Below are 26,179 nucleotides of genomic sequence, written 5' to 3'. Positions count from 1 at the left end.
GACACAGTAACGGCGAATAGGAAAGGAACGGCGTTCTCTTTGTCGAAGAGAGAGTCTTAGAAAAGTAAAAAGCCCTGAGCTTATGCTTAGGGCTTCTATAAGTTGGCGGTGCGGACGGGACTCGAACCCGCGACCCCCGGCGTGACAGGCCGGTATTCTAACCGACTGAACTACCGCACCACCGATTCTGTATGTTATCAGAGGAGTCAATCCGATAACCGGTGTCTTACTTACACCACAATTTGATGCCTGGCAGTTCCCTACTCTCGCATGGGGAGACCCCACACTACCATCGGCGCTACGGCGTTTCACTTCTGAGTTCGGCATGGGGTCAGGTGGGACCACCGCGCTCTCGCCGCCAGGCAAATTCTTTTGACGTCTGTTCAACGTCCTGATTCTTCATGTCGCCGTGTATCGCTACACCACGCCATCCAATCCTCGAACAAGCTAAAATCTCGTCTCTGTCTCTCTCACCAAAACACCTTCGGTGTTGTAAGGTTAAGCCTCTCGGGTCATTAGTACTGGTTAGCTCAACGTATCGCTACGCTTACACACCCAGCCTATCAACGTCCTCGTCTCGAACGTCCCTTCAGGGGAATCTAGTTCCCAGGGAAGACTCATCTCGGGGCAAGTTTCCCGCTTAGATGCTTTCAGCGGTTATCTCTTCCGCACGTAGCTACCGGGCAGTGCCATTGGCATGACAACCCGAACACCAGCGGTGCGTTCACTCCGGTCCTCTCGTACTAGGAGCAACCCCCCTCAATCTTCCAACGCCCACGGCAGATAGGGACCGAACTGTCTCACGACGTTCTAAACCCAGCTCGCGTACCACTTTAAATGGCGAACAGCCATACCCTTGGGACCTACTTCAGCCCCAGGATGTGATGAGCCGACATCGAGGTGCCAAACACCGCCGTCGATATGAACTCTTGGGCGGTATCAGCCTGTTATCCCCGGAGTACCTTTTATCCGTTGAGCGATGGCCCTTCCATTCAGAACCACCGGATCACTAAGACCTGCTTTCGCACCTGCTCGAGCCGTCACTCTCGCAGTCAAGCTAGCTTATGCCTTTGCACTAACCTCCTGATGTCCGACCAGGATTAGCTAACCTTCGTGCTCCTCCGTTACTCTTTGGGAGGAGACCGCCCCAGTCAAACTACCCACCAGACACTGTCCCCAGCCCGGATTACGGGCCCAGGTTAGAACATCAAACATTAAAGGGTGGTATTTCAAGGTTGGCTCCATGCAGACTGGCGTCCACACTTCAAAGCCTCCCACCTATCCTACACATCAAGGCTCAAGGTTCAGTGTCAAGCTATAGTAAAGGTTCACGGGGTCTTTCCGTCTTGCCGCGGGTACACTGCATCTTCACAGCGAGTTCAATTTCACTGAGTCTCGGGTGGAGACAGCCTGGCCATCATTACGCCATTCGTGCAGGTCGGAACTTACCCGACAAGGAATTTCGCTACCTTAGGACCGTTATAGTTACGGCCGCCGTTTACCGGGGCTTCGATCAAGAGCTTCTCCTTACGGATAACCCCATCAATTAACCTTCCGGCACCGGGCAGGCGTCACACCGTATACGTCCACTTTCGTGTTTGCACAGTGCTGTGTTTTTATTAAACAGTTGCAGCCAGCTGGTATCTGCGACTCCCCTCAGCTCCATCCGCAAGGGACTTCACCAACAGGAGCGTGCCTTCTCCCGAAGTTACGGCACCATTTTGCCTAGTTCCTTCACCCGAGTTCTCTCAAGCGCCTGAGTATTCTCTACCTGACCACCTGTGTCGGTTTGGGGTACGATTCAATGTTACCTGATGCTTAGAGGCTTTTCCTGGAAGCCGGGCATCTGTCACTTCAGCACCGTAGTGCCTCGTCATCACGCCTCAGTGTTAACAGCAGACCGGATTTACCTGGTCCACCCACCTGCACGCTTAAACCGGGACAACCGTCGCCCGGATGACATAGCCTTCTCCGTCCCCCCTTCGCAGTAACACCAAGTACAGGAATATTAACCTGTTTCCCATCGACTACGCTTTTCAGCCTCGCCTTAGGGGTCGACTCACCCTGCCCCGATTAACGTTGGACAGGAACCCTTGGTCTTCCGGCGTGCGGGTTTTTCACCCGCATTATCGTTACTTATGTCAGCATTCGCACTTCTGATACCTCCAGCAGCCCTCACAGGCCACCTTCACAGGCTTACAGAACGCTCCCCTACCCAACAACACCTAAGTGTCGCTGCCGCAGCTTCGGTGCATGGTTTTAGCCCCGTTACATCTTCCGCGCAGGCCGACTCGACCAGTGAGCTATTACGCTTTCTTTAAATGATGGCTGCTTCTAAGCCAACATCCTGGCTGTCTGGGCCTTCCCACATCGTTTCCCACTTAACCATGACTTTGGGACCTTAGCTGGCGGTCTGGGTTGTTTCCCTCTTCACGACGGACGTTAGCACCCGCCGTGTGTCTCCCGTGATAACATTCTTCGGTATTCGCAGTTTGCATCGGGTTGGTAAGCCGGGATGGCCCCCTAGCCGAAACAGTGCTCTACCCCCGAAGATGAATTCACGAGGCGCTACCTAAATAGCTTTCGGGGAGAACCAGCTATCTCCCGGTTTGATTGGCCTTTCACCCCCAGCCACAAGTCATCCGCTAATTTTTCAACATTAGTCGGTTCGGTCCTCCAGTTAGTGTTACCCAACCTTCAACCTGCCCATGGCTAGATCACCGGGTTTCGGGTCTATACCCTGCAACTAGACGCCCAGTTAAGACTCGGTTTCCCTGCGGCTCCCCTATTCGGTTAACCTTGCTACAGAATATAAGTCGCTGACCCATTATACAAAAGGTACGCAGTCACACCCTAAAGGTGCTCCCACTGCTTGTACGTACACGGTTTCAGGTTCTATTTCACTCCCCTCGCCGGGGTTCTTTTCGCCTTTCCCTCACGGTACTGGTTCACTATCGGTCAGTCAGGAGTATTTAGCCTTGGAGGATGGTCCCCCCATGTTCAGACAGGATACCACGTGTCCCGCCCTACTCATCGAACTCACAACCTGTGCATCTTCGTGTACGGGACTGTCACCCTGTATCGTGCGCCTTTCCAGACGCTTCCACTGACACACAAGCCGATTCAGGTTCTGGGCTCCTCCCCGTTCGCTCGCCGCTACTGGGGGAATCTCGGTTGATTTCTTTTCCTCGGGGTACTGAGATGTTTCAGTTCCCCCGGTTCGCCTCATTAACCTATGGATTCAGTTAATGATAGTGTGACGAGTCACACTGGGTTTCCCCATTCGGGTATCGTCGGGTATAACGGTTCATATCACCTTGCCGACGCTTTTCGCAGATTAGCACGCCCTTCATCGCCTCTGACTGCCTAGGCATCCACCGTGTACGCTTAGTCGCTTAACCTCACAACCCGAAAGTGTCTCGGGATATGAGTATTTTGAGAGACTCGAACAACACATGAATTCTCACTCACATGCTGTCGTTTCAATTTTTCAGCTTGTTCCGGATTGTTAAAGAGCAGATAACATAAACCTGACTATCTCTAATCAGTTTTAGGTTAGCGTTGACCGTGCCTTTCACCCACTGTCAGTCATACTGGCGTCCCCTAGGGGATTCGAACCCCTGTTACCGCCGTGAAAGGGCGGTGTCCTGGGCCTCTAGACGAAGGGGACATCACTTGTCAGCTTCGCAAGACGCTTTTGACTCTTTCTTATCATCAGACAATCTGTGTGGACACCACGCAGGCACTTCTACTCGGTAAGGAGGTGATCCAACCGCAGGTTCCCCTACGGTTACCTTGTTACGACTTCACCCCAGTCATGAATCACAAAGTGGTAAGCGCCCTCCCGAAGGTTAAGCTACCTACTTCTTTTGCAACCCACTCCCATGGTGTGACGGGCGGTGTGTACAAGGCCCGGGAACGTATTCACCGTAGCATTCTGATCTACGATTACTAGCGATTCCGACTTCATGGAGTCGAGTTGCAGACTCCAATCCGGACTACGACGTACTTTATGAGGTCCGCTTGCTCTCGCGAGGTCGCTTCTCTTTGTATACGCCATTGTAGCACGTGTGTAGCCCTACTCGTAAGGGCCATGATGACTTGACGTCATCCCCACCTTCCTCCGGTTTATCACCGGCAGTCTCCCTTGAGTTCCCACCCGAAGTGCTGGCAACAAAGGATAAGGGTTGCGCTCGTTGCGGGACTTAACCCAACATTTCACAACACGAGCTGACGACAGCCATGCAGCACCTGTCTCAGCGCTCCCGAAGGCACCCTCGTATCTCTACAAGGTTCGCTGGATGTCAAGAGTAGGTAAGGTTCTTCGCGTTGCATCGAATTAAACCACATGCTCCACCGCTTGTGCGGGCCCCCGTCAATTCATTTGAGTTTTAACCTTGCGGCCGTACTCCCCAGGCGGTCGATTTAACGCGTTAGCTCCGGAAGCCACGGTTCAAGACCACAACCTCCAAATCGACATCGTTTACAGCGTGGACTACCAGGGTATCTAATCCTGTTTGCTCCCCACGCTTTCGCACCTGAGCGTCAGTCTTCGTCCAGGGGGCCGCCTTCGCCACCGGTATTCCTCCAGATCTCTACGCATTTCACCGCTACACCTGGAATTCTACCCCCCTCTACGAGACTCTAGCCTGTCAGTTTTGAATGCAGTTCCCAGGTTAAGCCCGGGGATTTCACATCCAACTTAACAGACCGCCTGCGTGCGCTTTACGCCCAGTCATTCCGATTAACGCTTGCACCCTCCGTATTACCGCGGCTGCTGGCACGGAGTTAGCCGGTGCTTCTTCTGCGGGTAACGTCAATGAACAGACGTATTAAGTCTGCTCCCTTCCTCCCCGCTGAAAGTGCTTTACAACCCGAAGGCCTTCTTCACACACGCGGCATGGCTGCATCAGGCTTGCGCCCATTGTGCAATATTCCCCACTGCTGCCTCCCGTAGGAGTCTGGACCGTGTCTCAGTTCCAGTGTGGCTGGTCATCCTCTCAGACCAGCTAGGGATCGTCGCCTAGGTGAGCCTTTACCTCACCTACTAGCTAATCCCATCTGGGCACATCCGATGGCAAGAGGCCCTAAGGTCCCCCTCTTTGGTCTTGCGACGTTATGCGGTATTAGCTACCGTTTCCAGTAGTTATCCCCCTCCATCAGGCAGTTTCCCAGACATTACTCACCCGTCCGCCGCTCGTCACCCAAGGAGCAAGCTCCTTTGTGCTACCGCCCGACTTGCATGTGTTAGGCCTGCCGCCAGCGTTCAATCTGAGCCATGATCAAACTCTTCAATTTAAAGTTTGATGTGTTTTCCGAAGAAAACGGTGCTCAAAGAATTTACTGTTTATTCGTAATGAATTAACTGTTGTCACTCTTCAAGACTTTCACTAATTTTTTAGTGAAGTGTCCTGCGAGTGCCCACACAGATTGTCTGATTGATTGTTAAAGAGCAGTGCGACCGGCCTGAGCCTGCTGTCGCGAGGTGGCGTATACTACGCTTTCCTCATGAAGTGTCAACGATTATTTTCGTTTCCACTTCCTGACACCGCGCTGCGTTGCCGCTGTTGCCGTGTCAGTGGAGGCGCATTATAGGGAGTTATTCCGGCCTGACAAGCGTAATTTTCACAAAAAAACCTGACAGCTCACTTTTTCACCCAAAACGCCATTATCAGAATATTTTTTGAACACATTGGTGATAAAAAACCCGAACCCCAGCAGTAAACCGGTGTTCGGGTTTTAAAGACACGACACTTCTATTCGTGATCAACGACTCGTGAATAACTACTGTCGGGCAACAATGGTGTCGTTTTCTACATCCAACGTCACTGCTTTCCCTGGTACTAAAGCCCCAGACAGTATTTGCTGTGCCAACGGATTTTCAATCATCTGCTGAATAGCCCTTTTCAGCGGACGAGCACCGTAGACAGGGTCAAACCCTGACTTACCCAGTAATTCCAGCGCAGCATCAGAGATAGACACGGTATAACCCCGCTCTTCCATGCGTTTATAAAGACGCTGCAATTGGATCTGAGCAATAGACGTAATATGAGCTTGTCCCAATGGATGGAACACCACGACCTCATCGATGCGGTTGATGAACTCAGGGCGGAAATGATGGCTGACAACGCCTAACACCATGTCACGCATCTGGCCATAATTCATTTCGCCGAATCGTTCCTGAATAAGATCCGACCCGAGGTTAGACGTCATGATCACCACCGTATTACGGAAGTCCACCGTGCGGCCTTGCCCATCAGTCAAGCGGCCATCATCCAGCACCTGAAGCAGAATGTTGAACACATCAGGATGCGCTTTTTCCACTTCATCCAGCAAGATAACGGAATAAGGCCGACGACGTACCGCTTCAGTCAGATATCCGCCTTCTTCATAACCAACGTATCCTGGAGGCGCACCGACCAGCCGAGAAACCGAATGTTTTTCCATAAACTCGGACATATCAATACGCACCATCGCGTCATCACTATCGAACAAGAATGACGCCAGTGTTTTGCATAACTCGGTTTTACCCACACCGGTCGGGCCGAGAAATAAAAATGAACCAATAGGACGATTGGGATCCGACAACCCGGCACGGCTACGACGAATCGAGTTAGCGACAGCCTCTACCGCTTCATTCTGCCCAATGACCCGCTGGTGTAGCTCTTGCTCCATACGCAGCAGTTTTTCTCGTTCACTTTCCAGCATCCGTGAAACCGGAATCCCCGTCCAGCGGGCCAGAACCTCAGCAATCTCGGCATCGGTTACGCGATTGCGCAGCAGATGCATGGTTTTACCTTCAACCTGCGTGGCTGCCGCCAGCTGTTTTTCCAGTTCAGGGATTTTGCCGTACTGCAGTTCTGACATTCTCCCTAAATCCCCCTGGCGTCTTGCCTGCTCCAGAGAAATCTTGGCTTGTTCCAGTGCTGCTTTAATATTTTGTGTGCCAGTCAGCGACGCTTTTTCCGCTTTCCACTCTTCTTCCAGTTTCGAGTATTCGCGCTCTTTCTGCTCCAGTTCGGTATTGAGGATCTCCAAACGTTTCAGACTGGCTTCATCCGACTCTTTCTTTAAGGCCTGTTGTTCCAGTTTTAACTGAATAATTCGGCGATCAAGGCGATCCAACGGTTCTGGTTTCGAGTCAATCTGCATGCGGATACTGGAAGCGGCCTCATCAATCAGGTCGATAGCTTTATCCGGCAATTTTCTATCTGAGATATACCGATGCGACAGCATAGCCGCTGCAACAATCGCGGGGTCGGTGATTTGCACGTGATGGTGCAGCTCATACCGTTCTTTCAGACCACGCAGAATGGCGATCGTGTCTTCAACCGTCGGCTCAGCGACGAACACCTTCTGGAAACGACGTTCGAGTGCAGCATCTTTTTCAATAAACTGGCGGTACTCATCCAGTGTGGTAGCACCGACACAGTGCAGTTCGCCACGCGCTAATGCTGGCTTCAGCATGTTACCTGCATCCATCGCACCATCAGCCTTACCAGCACCGACCATGGTGTGCAGTTCGTCGATGAAGAGAATGACACTACCTTCCTGTTTAGACAGGTCATTCAGTACGCCTTTCAGGCGTTCTTCAAACTCACCACGGTATTTTGCCCCGGCAACCAGTGCGCCCATATCAAGTGACAGCACTCGTTTATTTTTCAAACCTTCGGGGACTTCACCATTGACGATACGCTGCGCCAGTCCCTCGACAATCGCCGTTTTACCGACACCAGGTTCACCAATTAAAACCGGGTTGTTCTTGGTTCTGCGTTGTAGCACTTGAATGGTACGGCGAATTTCCTCATCACGGCCAATCACCGGATCCAACTTACCTTGCTCTGCGCGTTCGGTAAGGTCGATCGTGAATTTTTTCAGCGCCTGACGTTGATCTTCAGCGCTCTGATCGTTGACTTGCTGCCCACCACGAACCTGCTCGATTGCGTGAGTCACGTTCTGTTGTGTCGCTCCAGCGTTCTTTAAGAGATCGCCAAGTGTCCCGCGCGATTCAAATACCGCCAGCACAAATAATTCTGAAGAAATGAAAGTGTCGCCCTTTTTCTGCGCCAGCTTGTCGCAGATATTGAGCGTCCGTACCAGCTCACTGGACGGTTGAACATCGCCATCGGTGCCTTCCACCTGTGGTAAACGACTGATTGCCTGCTCGATTTCATTTTTAAGGCGATTGACGTTCGCACCGGCGGCCGTCAGCAACGGGCCGACAGTCCCCCCTTCCTGATTAAGAAGGGCGCTCATCAAATGCAATGGTTCAATGAATTGATGGTCTCGTCCGAGGGCGAGAGATTGGGCATCAGCGAGGGCAAGCTGGAATTTGTTGGTAAGACGATCCAGACGCATAACTCCTCCCATACATACTGGTCAAAATTGCTACTGGAGATTAAATGAGGTCATTCCTCAAAAATTCAAGATTATTTTGCCAGTAATAATAGAAGGAAAAACGTTAATCCTCCGGATCGTCTTAATTCAATAGGTTATATCAGCCAAATCAAAGTTGCCATACGTCCGGTCATACCATCGCGTCGATAAGAGAAAAATCTACCCGAATCGCTGACCGTACAGTACTCGCCACCAAACACCTGGGTGACACCAGCAGCCGCCAAACGCAAACGGGCCAGCTGATAAATATCGGCAAGGAATTTACCATTGCGGGGAACGAAAGCGCAATCGGCAATGGGGTCAACTTGCAGAAAAGCCTCACGAACCTCCCCCCCGACTTCAAATTGCTGCGGACCAATAGCAGGCCCCATCCACGCCAGAATATCTGCCGGGCGAGCATGAAAATGGCGTAGCGTCTCTTCGAGTACACCGGCCTGTAAACCCCGCCAGCCTGCATGTGCAACTGCAACTTCATCGCCATTAGCTGAACAAAACAGAACCGGTAAACAGTCTGCCGTCATTACTGCACATACCCGATCCTGACGGGTAGTATAAGCGGCATCCCCTGTCAGTGAATCAGATGACACCTGATCAAGATTAATCACTTGAGTGCCATGCACCTGCTGTAACCAATGTGGCATGACAGGCAATTCAGCAGTGGCGAGCAGACGCTGTCGGTTGTCCTGAACGTGCAGCGGAGAATCTCCCACATGATTCCCCAGATTGAGTGAATCATAGGGTGCGCTACTGACCCCATCTAAACGTGTAGTGCTGCAGGCCCGCACCCGAGCCGAGGCCGGCCAGTCCGGTATTAACATCATGCTGTCAAACGACATGCCATCACCAGTCAAGTTGCTCTTTGAACGCTTCGGTATCCGCTTTCAGTGCAGCGATCAGATCTACCATATCCTGGGGCAACGGCGCATGCCACTCCATCTGAATACCGCTGATAGGATGATAAAGCCGCAACATGGTGGCATGCAGCGCCTGACGATCAAAATTGCGCAGCGTCTCGATAAATTCATCGGACGCGCCTTTAGGCAGACGCGGACGACCGCCATACAACGGGTCTCCCACCAAGGGATGATTGATGTGTGCCATGTGGACACGGATCTGGTGGGTTCTTCCTGTTTCCAACCGCAACCGCAAGCGAGTATGCGCACGGAAATGTTCCATAATACGATAGTGAGTAACGGCGGGTTTCCCCATCGGGTGCACCGCCATATGGGTACGCTTGGTCGAATGGCGTGCGATTGGCTCATCGACTGTACCGCCTGCTGTCATCGTACCGATGGCTACGGCTTCGTATTCACGGGTGATTTCACGCGCCTGCAGCGATTCAACCAATCTGGTCTGTGCTGGCACCGTCTTCGCTACCACCATCAACCCGGTGGTATCTTTGTCTAAGCGGTGAACAATACCGGCACGTGGCACATCCGCAATCTCCGGATAATGATGTAACAACGCATTCAGCACCGTACCATCCGGGTTGCCTGCCCCCGGGTGTACGACCAGGTCACGAGGTTTATTAATCACCAGGATATCGTCGTCTTCGTACACAATATCCAGCGAAATCGGCTGGGCTTCCCAGCGCGCGTCTTCCTCAATAAGGGCATCAATGGCAACGGACTCTCCACCAAGCACTTTCTCTTTTGGTCTATCGACCATATTGCCGTTAATCTGTACCCGCTGTTCCAAAATCCATGTTTTTATGCGAGAACGCGAATAATCAGGGAACAATTCGGCCAAAGCCTGATCTAAACGTTGTCCAAGTTGAGATTCGGCCACCGTCGCGGTGAGTTGTACTTGTTGGGACATAGTATGCTGCTTCTTATTAACGTTGGGTTTTAACGGCGATGCCGTTTAAAATAATGTACCATTGTAGCTGGTCTTAATCGGGAGCTTAACGGACAGTTTCCCGGAAAAACACTCTGAGGATAATCAAATCGTCATGACGCGTATGAAATACCTGGTGGCTGCTGCCACGTTGAGCCTGACGCTGGCTGGTTGCTCCAATTCCAAAGATGCGGTTCCCGACCGTCCACCTTCAGAACTGTATGCCACCGCCCAGGAAAAACTGCAGGACGGCAACTTTAAAGCAGCCATCACGCAGTTGGAAGCGTTGGATAACCGTTATCCATTCGGCCCTTACTCCCAGCAGGTCCAGCTAGACCTGATTTACGCCTATTACAAATCCGCCGAGTTGCCGTTGGCTCAGGCGTCGATTGATCGTTTCATTCGCCTTAACCCAACGCATCCAAACGTGGACTATGTCCTCTACATGCGTGGGCTGACCAACATGGCGCAGGATGACAGCGCGCTGCAAGGTTTCTTTGGCGTCGATCGTTCAGACCGTGATCCTCAGTATGCCCGTGCGGCATTTAAGGCGTTCAATCAGTTACTCCAGGGGTACCCGAACAGCCAGTACGCAACGGACACCAGTAAACGCCTGGCATTCCTGAAAGAACGTTTGGCCAAGTATGAACTCTCTGTCGCACAGTATTACACGAAACGCGGCGCCTATGTTGCGGTGGTTAACCGTGTAGAGCAAATGCTGAAGGACTATCCAGACACGCAGGCGACGCGCACTGCGCTACCGCTGATGGAAAATGCCTATCGGGAATTGCGACTGACTGCAGAAGCCGACAAGGTGGCCCGGATTATTGCCGCCAATCCTGCGTGAAGGAACACCTGAATCTGCATTATCACGGCAACTTAGGTTGCCGTTTTTTTACCGTCGTATCGACGAATTTCGCCAATTTACCTGTAAAAATCACTCAATACATCCAATAGATAATGGCACACGCCTGATGAAGCGACAAGCCCGCCGCACCGATTCCCCAAAGCCGCTCACAAATCAATTCATATGACGGAAAAGTGACCAAAAAAAGTGATCAAAATCACCCACTTTGTATCGTCTAGGGGTATGCTGAAATCACCAAGACGGAAAAGGCAGAGAGGTAAGTTTTTATGACTATCAACATTACCAGCAAACAGATGGATATTACCCCCGCAATACGTCAGCATGTCGAAGACCGTCTCACCAAACTGGATAAGTGGCAGGCCCAGTTGATCAATCCGCACATAATCCTGTCCAAAGAGCCTCAGGGTTTTGTGGCTGATGCGACCATTAGCACGCCAAATGGCCCACTGGTGGCCAGCGCCAAACATGAAGATATGTATGCTGCTATCAATGAACTGATCGCCAAACTGGAGCGGCAGCTAAACAAAGTCCAGCACAAAGGCGAAGCTCGCAGGGCAGACGCTGGCATCAAAGATGTAAACTTACAGGCTTCGGCGGAATAACAGGAGCGGGTGGAGGAACTACCGTATCCTTGTGTTAAGTAACAGATTCTCTCCGTTGTCTGAAACGCGCCGTAAGGCGCGTTTTTTATGCTGGCAGCGTCGGTACTGCTGAACGGCACGCGGCATTGTTCATCGCTCCTTGTGATTTTGTGTTGACAGGATGAAAAGGCAACAGTTACCTTAAACAGCATTCCCTATAAGGATATAGTCACATGACGCCACAACTGTTTTTCTTCGTATTCTTCTTTACTCTCCCCAATGCGGGGGCAGATTTGTCGTGTGAGTAAGAATACGAAGACGAACAAAAAAAGCCTCCTCACCCAGGAGGCTTTTTTATTGGACAGCAAACAGGTATACACCATGACCGATAATCCATTACTGGCGCTGCGCGAACGTATTACCGCGCTGGATACACAACTACTCGACCTGTTAGCGCAACGGCGAGAACTCGCGCTCGATGTGGCGAGGGCCAAACAGCATTCTCATCGTCCCATTCGCGACAAAGAACGTGAGCGGGATTTACTGTCCCGGTTAGTTGATGAAGGGAAGAAACGGCAGCTCGACGGCCATTATATTACCCGTCTGTTCCAGTTGATTATCGAGGACTCCGTTCTGACGCAGCAGGCGCTGCTGCAGCAGCATCTGAACGCGGGCGAATCTCACTCTGCCCGCATCGCTTTTCTCGGCCCCAAAGGCTCCTATTCCCATTTAGCTGCGCGCCAGTATGCGGCACGCCACTTTGACCAGATCGTGGAATGTGGCTGTCAACGTTTTCAGGACATCGTCAACCTGGTGGAAACCGGGCAGGCAGATTACGCTGTACTGCCGATAGAGAACACCAGCTCCGGCTCAATCAACGATGTTTACGACCTGCTGCAACATACCGGATTATCCATCGTCGGCGAACTGAGCACCCCCATTGACCATTGTGTGTTAGTAGCAGTAGATACGCAGTTGGATCAAATCCAGACTGTTTATAGCCACCCACAACCTTTCCAGCAGTGCAGTCATTTTATTAACCGGTTTCCACACTGGAAAATCGAGTATTGTGAAAGCACTGCGGCTGCCATGGCAAAAGTCGCTGAGCTCAATTCCCCACATGCCGCGGCGCTGGGCAGCGAGGCAGGTGGAATGCTTTATCAATTGCAGGTGTTAGAGCATAACCTGGCTAATCAGGCGCAAAACATCACCCGATTCATCGTTCTGGCTCGCAAGCCTATTGAAGTCACCGAGCAAGTTCCGGCTAAAACCACCCTGATCATGGCGACAGGCCAGCAATCCGGTGCACTGGTGGAGGCACTGTTGGTGCTACGTGAACATGGTATTGTGATGACCAAACTCGAGTCACGCCCCATAAATGGCAACCCGTGGGAAGAGATGTTCTATATTGATGTGCAGGCGAATCTGCGTAATGACACAACCCGTAAGGCCCTACAGGGACTGGCGGCGATTACACGTTCACTCAAGGTTCTGGGCTGCTACCCCAGTGAAAATGTAGTGCCAGTAGAGCCGTCATAACCGGCATGATGCCAGGCATGCACTGCGACTTTATCAGCAAAAAAACCACCATCTCAGGATGGTGGTTTTTTATGAAGACCTATTACTGACTACTGGCGAATATCGTTCGCCTGGCGCAACAGAGTGCGACTTTCCGCCATGAACCGCCGGGAATAATCGCCGAACCAGTGTTCAACCTTCTCAAAACTGCGGACAAACGCCTCTTTGTCCCCCGCTTCCAGCAACGAAATCGCTTCACCAAAACGCTGGTAGTAGCGTTTGATCAACGCAAGATTATTGCCAGAAGACATGATGATGTCGGCGTAGAGTTGCGGGTCTTGTGCAAACAAGCGCCCCACCATCGCCAGTTCAAGGCGATATATCGGCGAAGAGAGCGCCAGCAATTGTTCCAGTTGCACATTTTCTTCTGCCAGATGAAGCCCATAGGCAAAGGTCGCGAAATGGCGCAACGCCTGAATGAACGCCATGTTCTGGTCATGCTCCACTGCACTGGTACGATGTAAGCGGGCTCCCCATACCTGGATTTGCTCCAGCAACCATTGATAGGCTTCAGGTTGACGCCCATCGCAATACACCACAACCTGTTTAGCCAGGCTGCCTGTATCTGGGCCAAACATGGGGTGCAATCCCAGAACCGGACCATGATGTGCCGCCAACATCGCCTGCAGAGGCCCATTTTTAACCGAAGCCAGATCAACCAGAATACAGTCATCAGGTAGTCGGGGAAGACGAGCAATAACCTGCTCAGTCACATGGATCGGAACGCTCACAATAACCATGCCAGCATCGGCCAGCAGGGCTTGTGCCTGTGGCCAATCCTCTTGTTCCAGAATACGAACCTGATAGCCAGACAGCGTCAGCATCTTGTCAAACAGACGCCCCATCTGCCCACGTCCACCGACGATCACAATCGGTCGTAGCGACGGGGAAAGTGTTTTAAACCCTTTGTCATTCTCACTGGCATAGGACTCCCGCATCACCCGACGCAAAACATCCTCGATCAAATCAGGAGGAACACCTAACGATTCGGCTTCCTTACGTCGTGAACTCAGCATTGCTGCTTCCCGATCAGGCGCATAAATTGGCAAACCATAACGACTTTTCACCTCGCCGACTTCCGCCACCAGGCGCAACCGGCGCGATAACAACGCCAATAATGCTTTATCTACCTCATCTATCTGATCACGCAATGCGGTCAGTTCAGCGACCATCTTGTTCTTCTCCTTACTGATTGGCGCTTATCGCACCCAGTTCTTTATGAACCGAGCGCAACAATGTTTCTGTGCTTTCCCAACTGATGCAGGCATCGGTCACCGACACACCATAGCGCATGTTCGCTCGCGGTTGCTCGGATGACTGATTACCTTCATGGATGTGACTTTCCAGCATCAGTCCGATGATAGAACGATTGCCCGATTTGAGCTGTTCAATCACAGACTCGACTACCAACGGCTGCCGACGGTAGTCTTTGTTGGAGTTACCGTGGCTACAATCTATCATCAGCGCCGGATTCAGTCCCGCATCGCGCATCTGTTTTTCACATTCAGCGACGTCTTCTGCACTGTAATTCGGCGTTTTACCGCCACGCAGGATTACATGCCCATCCGGGTTCCCGTGTGTTTGCAGCAAACACACCTGCCCACTCTGGTTGATGCCCACAAAACGGTGAGGCATTGAAGCGGCTTTCATCGCATTGATAGCCGTCCCCAGACTACCGTCTGTACCGTTCTTAAACCCTACAGGCATAGACAGCCCGGAAGCCATTTCGCGATGGGTCTGGGATTCGGTGGTTCTGGCACCAATCGCCGACCAGCTAAACAGATCACCCAGGTATTGCGGGCTATTGGGATCCAATGCCTCGGTCGCCAGTGGTAACCCCATATTGACCAGTTTCAACAACAGGTCACGGGCGATATGTAACCCCGCTTCCATATCAAAGGAACCATCCATGTAAGGATCATTGATAAGCCCCTTCCAGCCAACGGTAGTACGAGGTTTTTCAAAATAGACACGCATAACGATATACAACCGATCGCTCAATTCGGCTGATAAAGACTGCAGACGACGGGCATACTCCAGTGCGGCATCCGTATCATGAATAGAACAGGGACCACACACCACCAGCAGACGCTTATCATTACCATGAATAATGTCAGCAATGGTTTTACGCGCTTGCGCTATCGCCAACTGTTCCGGCTCGTTAAGCGGGAATTTGGCTTTCAGTTCGTCAGGCGTGATGAGAATCTGTTCGGCGCTGATATGGATATTATTGAGCGTGTCTTTTTGCATGATGGTGATCCTGTTTATTCCTTTGGTATGAAGGGAGCGGTCGTCATTATCAGTAACAGGTTCACACCTTAGCACACCACCCGTAAACACCACAAGCCATAAGTGTAAAGTTAAGATTACTAGTAGAAAGTCGTACCTGCATCACAGATGCTGGCTGTGTGGATTAAAAGAATATGTTGCCACTACAGCAAAACAGGAAAGAAGTCACATACCCACCCCGTGTGCTTTTTACAAAACCCCGCCAAAAAATACGAAAAAACCAATAAATATGAATACATTAAAGGACAAACACACCATTTCTCACCAATAACGATAAATGAATGCAACCTGATTATTGGACATCTTGTCACCGACTCCTGCTTGAAACCAGTTGGCATACACAAACCACAACTGTAAATTATTTTATACACAACCCATTCTTTACGCTATCAACATCCCCTACTCGCTTTCAACATCACGGTTGAAGGGGGAGCTCAGGCGTTCAATCTGGCAGCAAAAGCCGTGAATAGCCGTTCTCTATCTGAAATCATTAAAGGAAAAACAGGGAATTGCGTAATATTAGGGGTATTCATCTATCCAGCAGCAAATAGTGCAGGTTCAATCATGAGAAACGGTATGGTACTCGTGGGGTTATTGCTTCTTGTCGGCTGTCAGCCGCCACCATCAACGTCACCGACTAAAAACGGGCATAGCGTCTGGTATGAGGCTGGGTATAACGACGCAAGCAGTGGACTTATCGTCAAAGATGACGAAACACTGTCAGAATGGTTTGGTAACCCAGATGTTGATCGCCACGCTTATCTGGATGGATATCAGGCTGGTCAGCGTGCATGGTGCAATAGCAGTAACATTGAGGCCTGGGGACGAGCGGGAAAACCCTTTCCTCCCAGTTGTGATGGAGCCAATGACGCTGAAACGTTAAAAAAAGTGTGGCAGCGTGCGGCAGATAGTCTTCCACTCGCCGTCGGCTCTGCCCACTAACGCGCGTACCTCGCATAACATCTTGTTATAGAAAAAGTTATTCCATCGGAATTATAACCCCCTTAGGTTACACCGAGGGGGATCTGGATATACAACCTGTTTGATGAGCACATCACCAAGCTTTCAGATAAATCACCTCCCCACAAAAACAAACCATATTTATAATAACGTTTATAAATAATAACCAAGAAAAATAAAAACCTGCACAAAATGGAAGTAAACACACGTTTACCTTGTCTTGCCATCATTGCTCTGGCTGAACCTCCACCGCATTTATGCACGCAATAAGCTGGCAAACAGGATCTGATTATGAAAAACACGTCGCTATATTCTGGACAAGGGAAACTGCTTTCACATCAATTACATAAAAAAGATGATCTCGATATAACGCTTAATTCAGTCAAAATCAGGCTACAAGAGGCAGGGGATCTCCCCGGAGCTACAGTAGAAGAGCAAATTGCGATCGCCGAAGATCTGTCGACATTCGATTTAGGTCGCTTCTTACTGGCGCACAGGGGATTGAATGCCTACTGGACTCATCATCTGGTCACTTACTCATCCGGCAGCGTAACACTCCCTTCTCATAGTGATCTGGAACGATTGATATATGAACGGTTACCGGCCGTACTCGCTACCCGTGAACGGTTTAGCATTTTCCGCCAGCAGTTGCAGTCACAGCTACATGATGGAATGGTTCTGGCCTCGGTCCCCTGTGGGCTGATGGGTGATTTACTGTTGCTGGACTATTCTCACCATCAGAATGTACGGTTAATCGGCGTAGATTTGGATTATCAGGCGCTGGAAGCAGCGGATTCGCTAGCGAGACAACAACATTGTGATAATCACATTACATTGTTGCAGAGTGATGCCTGGTCATTACAACTCCCTGAGCCGGTAGATATTCTCACCAGCAACGGGCTCAACGTGTATGAGCAAGATGATGAGCGAGTTACCAATCTTTATCGCGCATTCAATCATGCGCTAAAACCAGGCGGTATACTGATCACCAGTTTTTTGACACCGCCCCCGGTGTTGTCGTCAGAATCGACCTGGAAAGTCACAGAGGAAGAGCAACGCTTACTTCCCTTACAACATTTGCTGTTCTCACGCATTCTAGAAGCAAAGTGGACGGCATTTCGTACCCACCGTCAGACACAACGCCAGTTGGAAAACGCCGGGTTTCACGACATACGCTTTATCGATGACCGCATGTCTATATACCCTACCGTTATCGCCCGGAAAACGGAAAGCGCGGCATAGCACAGAGAAAGTATCAAAGAAAAAGGGGTGGCAAATGCCACCCCTTATCGCTTTCGGATGTTGCGAAAGCGGATGCTTAGTTAAGACGCTCTTTGATACGAGCAGACTTACCAGCACGCTCACGCAGGTAGTACAGTTTGGCTTTACGCACAGCACCACGACGTTTAACGGTAATGCTATCCACTACCGGAGAGTGCGTCTGGAATACGCGCTCTACACCTTCGCCGTTAGAAATCTTGCGAACAGTGAATGCAGAATGCAGACCGCGGTTACGAATTGCGATAACCACGCCCTCGAATGCCTGCAGACGTTTTTTAGAACCTTCAACGACCCATACCTTAACTTCCACGGTGTCACCCGGACGGAATGCAGGTACGTCTTGCTTCATCTGCTCTTGTTCAAGCTGCTTGATAATATTGCTCATAATATGTCTCTTACCCTAGGTAAACTGATATTCGGGTTCGCCCGGCACTGCCGCAACGCCCCCCTAATACTCATTGTTGTTCAGACTGATATTCCTGCTGAAACTCAGTCAACAACGTTGCTTGCTCGTCAGTCAGAGCTAGGCTTTTCAGAAGTTCAGGTCTTCTAAGCCAGGTTCGGCCCAGCGACTGCTTCAAACGCCAGCGGCGTATTTCAGCATGATTGCCCGACAGCAACACCGCCGGTACATCCATACCTTCCAACACTTCAGGACGGGTATAATGGGGACAATCCAGCAATCCATCGGCGAAAGAATCTTCTTGTGCCGATGCCTCATGACCCAGAACGCCGGGAATAAACCTGGCGACCGAATCAATCAGCGTCATTGCTGGCAGTTCGCCACCACTGAGAACGTAGTCACCGATTGACCATTCTTCGTCAATTTCGGTTTGAATGACTCGCTCATCAATGCCCTCGTACCTTCCACAAACCAGGATTATCTTCTGGTGTGCGGCGAGTTGACGTACGCCTTGCTGATCCAGTTTGCGACCCTGCGGTGACAGATAAATCACCCGGGCCCCTTCGCCTGCCGCTGCTTTCGCTGCATGAATGGCATCCCGCAAAGGTTGCACCATCATCAACATACCGGGGCCGCCGCCATAAGGGCGATCGTCCACAGTACGGTGTCGATCGTAAGTGAAGTCTCGAGGACTCCAGTACTGTACGCTCAGCAGGCCATTTTTAACTGCCCGGCCAGTGACTCCATAATCAGTAATGGCGCGGAACATCTCAGGAAACAGGCTAATCACCCCAATCCACATAGTACCGTTCCACTCATTGACTGCAGACTCTATAGAGTTCAAAAACCAGGATCCCAGTCTACTTCAATACGATGCGTAGACAGGTCAACATGCTTGATAACCTGTTCAGTCAGAAACGGAATCAACCGTTCCTTAACCCCGTAAGCATCTTTCAGGTTGGCTCTCACGACCAAAACGTCATTAGAACCGGTTTCCATCATATCGATGACTTTTCCCAGTTCGTAGCCACCTACGGTGACAACGTCGCAACCAATAAGATCCTTCCAGTAATAATCACCCTCATCCAGGTCAGGCAATTGAGCCGAATCCACGACAATTTCGCAATTGGTCAATAAATTCGCCGCTTCCCGATCGTCAATATCTTTAATCTTGATGACCAGGTCCTGATTATGGTGCCGCCAGCTCTCGATCTCGATCGGTTGCCACAGCCCTTTGTTCCGGATAAACCAAGGTTGATAATCAAAAATGCTTTCGGCGTCTTCGGTGGATGAAAACACTCTGAGCCAACCTTTAATGCCGTACGTCGACCCCAATTTTCCCAATACAACCGGGTTGACCGGGGCTTTCGGGCTGAGTTGCTTGCTCATTACCACCACCGCAACAGATTATGCTGCTTTTTTCGCGTCTTTGATCAGCGCGGAAACGCGATCAGAAACGGTAGCGCCCTGGCCAACCCAGTGCTCGATACGATCAAGGTCCAGACGCAGAGCTTCTGCTTTACCGGTAGCGATCGGGTTGAAGAAACCTACACGCTCAATGAAACGACCGTCGCGCGCATTGCGGCTATCGGTCACAACGACTTGATAGAACGGGCGTTTTTTAGCGCCGCCACGTGCCAAACGAATTGTTACCATAACATCCTCTTTAGTTAATAAAACAACCGGGCCCCATCGAGGAACGGGGCCCAGTGTCATATAAAAAGCCCAAAGATTTTACTCATTTTGGTGCAAAAAGCAATCTAAAACCATGCGTTCACACCATCGACTTTTCTTTCGGGGTCATACATTACGTCTTAACGGCCCGGAAAACCTGGCGGCATCATTCCTTTCATGCCACGCATCATCTTGGCCAGACCGCCGTTCTTCATCTTTTTCATCATGCGCTGCATATCGTCAAACTGTTTCAGCAACCGGTTAACGTCCTGCACCTGCATACCAGACCCCATTGCAATGCGACGCTTGCGCGATCCTTTGATGATTTCTGGTTTAGCGCGCTCCTGTAGCGTCATGGAGTTGATGATAGCCTCCATACGCACCAGCACTTTGTCATCCATCTGCGATTTAACGTTATCTGGAATCTGCCCCATGCCCGGCAACTTGCTCATCATGCTGGCCATGCCACCCATGTTGCGCATCTGCTTGAGTTGATCCAGAAAATCGGTCAGGTCAAAGCCATCGCCCTTTTTCAGTTTCTTGGCCAGCTTTTCTGCCTGAGAGCGATCAACCTTGCTTTCTAACTCTTCGATCAACGAGAGTACGTCGCCCATCCCCAGAATGCGAGAGGCGATACGGTCGGGGTAAAAAGGCTCCAGTGCATCGGTCTTCTCGCCCACACCTAAGAACTTGATAGGCTTGCCAGTGATATGACGGATGGAGAGTGCCGCACCGCCGCGAGCATCACCATCGATCTTGGTCAAAATCACCCCAGTCAACGGCAACGCTTCATTGAAGGCTTTCGCGGTATTCGCAGCATCCTGCCCCGTCATCGCGTCAACAACGAATAGCGTTTCTACCGGGTTGATCGACGCGTGCACCTGCTTGATTTCGTCCATCATCGCATCATCAACATGCAGACGACCGGCGGTATCCACTAACAGCACATCATAGAACTTCAGTTTGGCATGCTGTAGGGCGTGATTAACGATATCAACGGGTTTTTCATTCGCATCAGAAGGAAAGAAATCAACACCAACAGTCTGTGCCAATGTTTCCAACTGTTTGATAGCTGCCGGGCGATACACGTCCGCCGAGACAACCAGAACTTTCTTTTTCTGCTTTTCACGCAGGAATTTACCCAGTTTAGCAACACTGGTGGTTTTACCTGCCCCTTGCAGGCCAGCCATTAACACGACAGCCGGTGGTTGGGCCGCCAAATTGAGCGCCTGGTTGACTTCGCCCATGGCCGCCACCAGCTCGTTTTGCACAATTTTGACGAACTCTTGACCCGGCGTCAGGCTCTTATTGACCTCATGGCCCACCGCTTGTTCTTTGACACGGTTAATGAAATCACGCACCACTGGCAGCGCCACATCCGCTTCCAGCAAAGCCATACGGACTTCACGCAACGTATCCTTGATATTGTCTTCCGTCAGCCGCCCACGGCCGCTGATATTGCGCAGAGTGCGCGATAGTCGATCGGTTAAATTTTCAAACATATCTCATGCTCAATGTGAAACTGGCCGCTACCGCGACGCGAATGGCGATAAGTATAACACGAAAGCCAGACCAATCTGCGTGCAACGGCACGGATAACTGGTTGGTGGCGGTGTCGACTACGGCTATACTGACCTTTCATTTTACTTAGTTGATAGCGAATAACCCATTGCTATGTCTGTCTTCGCCATTGTAGCTTTAGCGACCTATTTCCTCAGTCTGGGATTGATTATTCCGAGCCTGGTGCGGAAAAACGGAGCCTACCGACGTCTGGCCGTCGTCTCCGCCACGATCGCCCTGATCTGCCATGCAGTGGCCTTGTATCAGCGTATTTTTAACGTACAGGTTGGGCAAAACCTGAGCCTGCTCAATATGGGCTCACTAATAAGCCTGATTATCTGCACCGTGATGACTATCGTAGCGTCACGTAATCGCGGCTGGTTTTTGTTACCCATCGTCTACACCTTTGCCTTCATCAATCTGGCCTTTGCCAGTTTTATGCCTGGTGAATTTATTACCCATCTCGAAGCACAACCAGGCCTGATGGTACATATCGGTCTGGCGCTGTTTGCGTATGCCACGCTGATGATTGCCGCGTTGTATGCATTACAACTGGCACTGCTGGACTATATGCTGAAAACCAAGAGGCTGGGATTTACCGCTGATATGCCACCGTTGCTGGGTATTGAGCGAAAAATGTTCCACATTACCCAGATCGGCGTCATTCTGCTGACGCTCACGTTGTGTACCGGGCTTATCTACATGAATGATCTGCTCAGCAATAAAGAGAACCTGCATAAAGCGCTGTTCTCCTTGCTGGCATGGTTTGTCTATATTCTGCTGCTTTGGGGTCACTACCACGAAGGTTGGCGCGGACGCCGGGTTGTATGGTTCAATCTTATTGGCGCATTACTCCTGACGCTTTCCTACTTTGGCAGCCGGGTCATCCAGAACTTTCTGGCGCACTGACGCTTGTGACCTGCCGAAAACGGTGGGCGTAATGAGGCATAAAAAAAGAGAGCAATGCTCTCTTTTTTTTACAACACGAGTTTTTACAACGCGAAGGATTCACATCGCTCAGATATGCAACTCGGCCAGCTTGTCTTTCGGCAGCGCCAGATCGTCGTTCTTATTGACAAGAACCCCCTGATCCAAAATATGACGCGCAATATCCTGTGCCTCGGTCAGAGAATGCATCTCATAGGTACCGCATTGGTATTCGTTCAACTCAGGGATCTTACGTTGATCCGTAACCGTGAGCACATCCGCCATCGCCGCTTTCCAGGCATCAGCCACACGCTGCTCTTGCGGCGTACCAATCAGGCTCATGTAGAAACCGGTGCGACATCCCATTGGAGAGATATCGATAATTTCCACACCATCACCGTTCAGATGATCACGCATAAATCCAGCGAACAGATGCTCCAGAGTATGGATACCGCGCTCTGGCATGATCTCATAGTTCGGGCGACAGAAACGCAAATCAAACACGGTAATCGTATCACCATGAGGGGTTGTCATGGTTTTGGCTACGCGAACGGCAGGTGCAGCCATACGAGTATGATCGACAGTAAAACTATCTAGTAATGGCATGTTGCCACCTCCTCATGAAAAATTTATTTCTCGTTTCCAGGAAACTTTTCTTACCGATACCGGTCATAACATATGAAAGACGCGCATTTATTATCATCATCCCTATTATCAGAGATGTTTCTTTGGCCACCCGATGACAATCGGGTGGCGTTTTCTTTTATAGACCTTACTGACCGGCCAGATAAGCGTCAAAGCTTAGCATATCTTCCGACTCCAGTTGACGCTGGTGCTGCCACGAACGCTCACACTCTGAGGCAAACTGGGTTTCAGACAAAATTTCCAACGGTTCTTGCAATAATTGCTCACGGTATTGAGCGGACAGTTGAAGGCCCACACCACCGCTCCCCTGCTCCAGCATCATCGCCAATATGCGTGCAGAGAAAGTCTTGTCGGGATCATCGAACCCTTCTACCAGTTGGTCACAGACCTGTCGATAGTACGGCGTAGTCTGATCTTGATCCAACAGTTCCGCCACACGACGTAAATCAGCAAACAACGCGCGCCCAACCTCTGCGATAGGCTGACGGGCTGTGTCACATCCCATCCCTATTGTTTGTCCAGGCTTACGTCCTTCCAGAATGACCTGATTCCAGTTTTTGCGTGTACAGAGCAATTCTGCTTCACTCATTTCCGGCGCATCCGCCAGTGCACACCAGATCAGGAATAGATCGAGGAACCGTACCTGTTCTTCGCTGACACCTGTCGCCGAGAACGGGTTGATATCCAACGAACGCACTTCAATATACTCAATACCGCCACGCAGCAATGCGTCGGAAGGTGACTCGCCAGGACGAGTGACGCGTTTGGGGCGAATCGGGGCGTACAGTTCGTTTTCAATCTGCAACACATTGGTATTCAGTTGCAGATAACGCCCATCTTTCTTAAGACCAATCCTGGCGTACTCTTGCGAGGGCGTTTGGATAGTTTTTTTCAGTGCCGACACATAGCCTTCGAGGCTATTAAAGGTAATACCGAGATTGCTCTGTGACTTATTGGTATACCCCAGGTCACTCAATCGCAATGATGTCGCATAGGGCAGATAGAGCATGCCTTTTGAACGCTCAAACGGCAGATGGGTTTCTTTACCTTGCAAGAAAGAGGAACAAATAGCCGGAGAGGCCCCAAACAGATAAGGGATAACCCAACCGAAACGGTAGTAATTACGGATCAGTTGGAAATACCCGGCAGAAATCGCTTCCTTACCGCTGTCGGCATCGGCAATCCCAGCCCGAGCCTGCCAGAATGCTAACGGCAGCGAAAAATTATAATGCACACCGGAAATGGTCTGCATCAACGCGCCATAGCGATTCTTGAGCCCTTCACGATATAGGGTTTTGAAGCGACCAATATTCGATGATCCATATTGCGCCAGTTCAATATCCTGCCCTGCTTCAATAAAGCAAGGCATGCTCAACGGCCACATACGCTCATCATCCAGATGACGGGCAACATACCGATGAATATCACGCAAAAAGGTCAGTAGGTGATCAATATCCTTGTCAACTGGCGTTATGAACTCCAGCAGCGCCTCAGCAAAATCCGTCGTAATCCAGGGATGAGTCAACGCCGCCCCGAGAGTCTCTGGATGCCCTGTCGTCGCAAGATGCCCATTTGCCATCACACGCAGTGTTTCACGCTCAATACCACGCTGGATCCCTGTTATCGACTGAGGATGTTTTTCCAGCCAGGACAGCGCTTTTGATACGTCCGGGATCAAATTGACCTCCCGCTATGAAGATGTAGTTGTGTTAATAAGAATAATGGATGGTATATGGGGACAACAATCATGATTACAACTCACCCTGCCCCCATCGTCCATTGCAGCGTTACACCAGCGATGATCAGGTAGCGCAACGTTTTTCCGATAAAAATACACATGACTGAACCCACCCAGGGCATCCTCAGCCAACCTGCCAGTACACACAATATATCGCCGACTATCGGTACCCAGCTAAATAATAGTGCTGCCGTGCCATAACGCAGCAGCCAGCGGCGCGCCGTCTCCAGCCCTTTTTGCGGTTTAAGCTCAGGGGCCAGACGCCCGATAACAATATTGGTGATGCCACCGAGCGTATTACCAATAGAAGCAATCAGAATGAGCCACAACGGGCTAGCGCTGTGGCTCGATAACAACGAGATCAATACGACTTCTGAGCTGCCCGGCAACAGCGTTGCACTCAGAAAGCTACTCCAGAACAGGGAAAATACTGCCCAGTACTCACTCACAACGTTCTTACGTCAACAACAGCCATACCTGCGCTGATTGCTGCCTGTACGCCAAAGTCAGCATCCTCAAACACCACACAATGCTCAGGAGCAACCTGAATCAATGCCGCACAACGCAAAAACGTATCCGGAAAAGGCTTGTGTCGTTGCACATCGTCAGCACCTACCAGCGCAGTAAAATAATCGCGCAATCCCAGGTGGCGTAATAAACGCTCAGCCAGACCATGCGTACTGCCGGTCCCCACCGCCATCGGACGGCGACCATGATATGCCTTGACAACCTCAATGAGTGGTAACGGTTGCACCGTATCCATCAACATGGTTTCAATCACTGACGCCTTCTCAGCCGCCAGTACATGCGGATCAAGGTCTGATTGATGATGATGGAGAATAACCTCAGCAATACGCCAGGTCGGCGCACCATTCAGTGCCGTCATCGCATCGTCGTCATAGCTCATACCGTACTTCGCCAACACCTGTTGCCATGCGCGGCTATGGGTGGACTCTGTATCAAGGATGGTGCCATCCATGTCGAATATGAGGCCCTGATAGCGATCGTACATCATGATTCCGTACCTATCGAAAAGAGAGGACTACTTTAACGCAAAGTAAAAATATTGTCGCTTACTCAATAACCCCATTAAAAACAGTGAAATGGCCATGACTAAGGACAGAAAGCCACATACGTTTGATACGCGATGTAAAAGGAGCAATGTCAGGAAGAATAAAGGAGGTAAATCAAGAGATGGTGCATCCGGGAGGATTCGAACCTCCGACCGCTCGGTTCGTAGCCGAGTACTCTATCCAGCTGAGCTACGGATGCATTTCGGAAACTAATTAGATTGTGCATTTTACAACAAGAGGAAACAGCATCAGGAGAATGGTGCATCCGGGAGGATTCGAACCTCCGACCGCTCGGTTCGTAGCCGAGTACTCTATCCAGCTGAGCTACGGATGCATTTCAAGAATTACTGAAAACTTCTCTTAAATTGT

General features: G+C 50.7%; 20 protein-coding genes, 4 tRNA genes, 3 rRNA genes and 1 other annotated feature. Of the genes, 6 read left to right on the top strand and 21 right to left on the bottom strand.

Annotation, left to right across the window (positions count from 1 at the left end; genetic code table 11):
• Window positions 1-103: 103 nt before the first annotated feature.
• The 8 genes from LF929_RS04930 to rluD all read right to left on the bottom strand — a co-directional run bounded on the left by LF929_RS04930 (window position 104) and on the right by rluD (window position 10,215).
• Window positions 104-180 (bottom strand) — tRNA-Asp (locus tag LF929_RS04930).
• Between the two features lie 67 nt (window positions 181-247).
• Window positions 248-363, bottom strand: a 5S ribosomal RNA gene (gene rrf / locus LF929_RS04925).
• Between the two features lie 131 nt (window positions 364-494).
• Window positions 495-3,401 (bottom strand): 23S ribosomal RNA (locus LF929_RS04920).
• Between the two features lie 193 nt (window positions 3,402-3,594).
• Window positions 3,595-3,670 (bottom strand) — tRNA-Glu (locus LF929_RS04915).
• 86 nt (window positions 3,671-3,756) lie between these two features.
• Window positions 3,757-5,298 (bottom strand): 16S ribosomal RNA (locus tag LF929_RS04910).
• Together the 16S, 23S and 5S rRNA genes with 2 tRNA genes alongside form the textbook arrangement of a ribosomal RNA operon.
• Window positions 5,299-5,784: 486 nt before the next feature.
• Window positions 5,785-8,358: an ATP-dependent chaperone ClpB gene (gene clpB / locus LF929_RS04905; protein WP_038908802.1), complete on the bottom strand. Its 2,574-nt coding sequence runs from the start codon at window positions 8,356-8,358 to the stop codon at window positions 5,785-5,787.
• Window positions 8,359-8,492: 134 nt separating this feature from the next.
• A complete protein-coding gene (yfiH, locus tag LF929_RS04900; protein WP_210175787.1) occupies window positions 8,493-9,218 on the bottom strand; it encodes a purine nucleoside phosphorylase YfiH in 726 nt (241 codons plus the stop codon).
• Window positions 9,219-9,237: 19 nt separating this feature from the next.
• Window positions 9,238-10,215, bottom strand: coding sequence for a 23S rRNA pseudouridine(1911/1915/1917) synthase RluD (rluD, locus tag LF929_RS04895; protein ID WP_210175786.1), 978 nt, complete (start codon window positions 10,213-10,215; stop codon window positions 9,238-9,240).
• Window positions 10,216-10,348: 133 nt separating this feature from the next.
• Between rluD and bamD the strand changes: the two genes are divergently transcribed.
• From bamD to pheA, 3 genes are all read left to right on the top strand, one after another.
• Window positions 10,349-11,080, top strand: coding sequence for an outer membrane protein assembly factor BamD (gene bamD, locus LF929_RS04890; RefSeq protein ID WP_012885807.1), 732 nt, complete (start codon window positions 10,349-10,351; stop codon window positions 11,078-11,080).
• A gap of 287 nt (window positions 11,081-11,367) precedes the next feature.
• Window positions 11,368-11,703, top strand: a complete 336-nt coding sequence (gene raiA / locus LF929_RS04885) for a ribosome-associated translation inhibitor RaiA (RefSeq protein WP_012885808.1) — start codon at window positions 11,368-11,370, stop codon at window positions 11,701-11,703.
• A 211-nt stretch (window positions 11,704-11,914) separates the two neighbouring features.
• Window positions 11,915-12,041 (top strand) — a sequence feature (Phe leader region).
• A 22-nt stretch (window positions 12,042-12,063) separates the two neighbouring features.
• Complete coding sequence (gene pheA / locus LF929_RS04880; RefSeq protein WP_038909650.1) at window positions 12,064-13,221, top strand: bifunctional chorismate mutase/prephenate dehydratase; 1,158 nt, start codon at window positions 12,064-12,066, stop codon at window positions 13,219-13,221.
• A gap of 89 nt (window positions 13,222-13,310) precedes the next feature.
• On the opposite strand, the gene tyrA is transcribed toward pheA, so the two are convergent.
• Both tyrA and LF929_RS04870 read right to left on the bottom strand, forming a co-directional pair.
• Window positions 13,311-14,432: a bifunctional chorismate mutase/prephenate dehydrogenase gene (tyrA, locus tag LF929_RS04875; RefSeq protein ID WP_038905324.1), complete on the bottom strand. Its 1,122-nt coding sequence runs from the start codon at window positions 14,430-14,432 to the stop codon at window positions 13,311-13,313.
• A 13-nt stretch (window positions 14,433-14,445) separates the two neighbouring features.
• On the bottom strand, window positions 14,446-15,510 hold the full coding sequence (locus LF929_RS04870) for a 3-deoxy-7-phosphoheptulonate synthase (RefSeq protein ID WP_019845307.1): 1,065 nt from the start codon (window positions 15,508-15,510) through the stop codon (window positions 14,446-14,448).
• Window positions 15,511-16,011: 501 nt separating this feature from the next.
• Here LF929_RS04870 and LF929_RS04865 point away from each other — a divergent pair.
• Both LF929_RS04865 and LF929_RS04860 read left to right on the top strand, forming a co-directional pair.
• Window positions 16,012-16,491, top strand: a complete 480-nt coding sequence (locus LF929_RS04865; RefSeq protein WP_226093586.1) for a DUF2799 domain-containing protein — start codon at window positions 16,012-16,014, stop codon at window positions 16,489-16,491.
• A gap of 309 nt (window positions 16,492-16,800) precedes the next feature.
• A complete protein-coding gene (locus LF929_RS04860) occupies window positions 16,801-17,751 on the top strand; it encodes a cyclopropane-fatty-acyl-phospholipid synthase family protein (RefSeq protein ID WP_038908804.1) in 951 nt (316 codons plus the stop codon).
• A 76-nt stretch (window positions 17,752-17,827) separates the two neighbouring features.
• On the opposite strand, the gene rplS is transcribed toward LF929_RS04860, so the two are convergent.
• The 5 genes from rplS to ffh all read right to left on the bottom strand — a co-directional run bounded on the left by rplS (window position 17,828) and on the right by ffh (window position 21,369).
• The gene (rplS, locus tag LF929_RS04855; protein ID WP_012768745.1) at window positions 17,828-18,175 is read right to left on the bottom strand and encodes a 50S ribosomal protein L19; all 348 of its coding nucleotides are present in this window, start codon (window positions 18,173-18,175) and stop codon (window positions 17,828-17,830) included.
• A gap of 70 nt (window positions 18,176-18,245) precedes the next feature.
• Window positions 18,246-18,995, bottom strand: a complete 750-nt coding sequence (trmD, locus tag LF929_RS04850) for a tRNA (guanosine(37)-N1)-methyltransferase TrmD (RefSeq protein ID WP_038905327.1) — start codon at window positions 18,993-18,995, stop codon at window positions 18,246-18,248.
• A gap of 38 nt (window positions 18,996-19,033) precedes the next feature.
• Window positions 19,034-19,582: a ribosome maturation factor RimM gene (gene rimM, locus LF929_RS04845; protein ID WP_016942120.1), complete on the bottom strand. Its 549-nt coding sequence runs from the start codon at window positions 19,580-19,582 to the stop codon at window positions 19,034-19,036.
• 18 nt (window positions 19,583-19,600) lie between these two features.
• Window positions 19,601-19,849: a 30S ribosomal protein S16 gene (gene rpsP, locus LF929_RS04840; RefSeq protein WP_012885817.1), complete on the bottom strand. Its 249-nt coding sequence runs from the start codon at window positions 19,847-19,849 to the stop codon at window positions 19,601-19,603.
• Window positions 19,850-20,007: 158 nt separating this feature from the next.
• Window positions 20,008-21,369 carry a signal recognition particle protein gene (gene ffh / locus LF929_RS04835; RefSeq protein WP_038905329.1) on the bottom strand — a complete coding sequence of 454 codons (1,362 nt, stop codon included), beginning with the start codon at window positions 21,367-21,369 and terminating at the stop codon, window positions 20,008-20,010.
• 172 nt (window positions 21,370-21,541) lie between these two features.
• Here ffh and LF929_RS04830 point away from each other — a divergent pair, with 172 nt between their 5' ends.
• Window positions 21,542-22,336, top strand: coding sequence for an inner membrane protein YpjD (locus LF929_RS04830; RefSeq protein WP_012885819.1), 795 nt, complete (start codon window positions 21,542-21,544; stop codon window positions 22,334-22,336).
• Window positions 22,337-22,444: 108 nt separating this feature from the next.
• Here the strand turns inward: LF929_RS04830 and luxS are convergent, their stop codons facing one another.
• From luxS to LF929_RS04800, 6 genes are all read right to left on the bottom strand, one after another.
• Window positions 22,445-22,960 carry an S-ribosylhomocysteine lyase gene (luxS, locus tag LF929_RS04825; RefSeq protein WP_038908806.1) on the bottom strand — a complete coding sequence of 172 codons (516 nt, stop codon included), beginning with the start codon at window positions 22,958-22,960 and terminating at the stop codon, window positions 22,445-22,447.
• 166 nt (window positions 22,961-23,126) lie between these two features.
• Complete coding sequence (gshA, locus tag LF929_RS04820) at window positions 23,127-24,677, bottom strand: glutamate--cysteine ligase (RefSeq protein ID WP_226093587.1); 1,551 nt, start codon at window positions 24,675-24,677, stop codon at window positions 23,127-23,129.
• 80 nt (window positions 24,678-24,757) lie between these two features.
• Entirely contained in the window at window positions 24,758-25,186 is a 429-nt protein-coding gene (locus LF929_RS04815; RefSeq protein ID WP_038905334.1) for a YqaA family protein, read from the bottom strand.
• Window positions 25,183-25,749: a fructose-1-phosphate/6-phosphogluconate phosphatase gene (gene yqaB / locus LF929_RS04810; RefSeq protein WP_210175788.1), complete on the bottom strand. Its 567-nt coding sequence runs from the start codon at window positions 25,747-25,749 to the stop codon at window positions 25,183-25,185. Before yqaB ends, LF929_RS04815 begins: the two co-directional genes overlap by 4 nt.
• A 183-nt stretch (window positions 25,750-25,932) precedes the next feature.
• A tRNA-Arg gene (locus LF929_RS04805) sits at window positions 25,933-26,009 on the bottom strand.
• Between the two features lie 58 nt (window positions 26,010-26,067).
• Window positions 26,068-26,144: transfer RNA gene (locus LF929_RS04800), tRNA-Arg, on the bottom strand.
• Between the last annotated feature and the right edge of the window lie 35 nt (window positions 26,145-26,179).

The organism is Dickeya oryzae (assembly GCF_020406815.2).
In the GTDB taxonomy this organism is placed as follows: domain Bacteria; phylum Pseudomonadota; class Gammaproteobacteria; order Enterobacterales; family Enterobacteriaceae; genus Dickeya; species Dickeya oryzae.
This window is presented reverse-complemented; position numbering and strand designations above follow the sequence as displayed.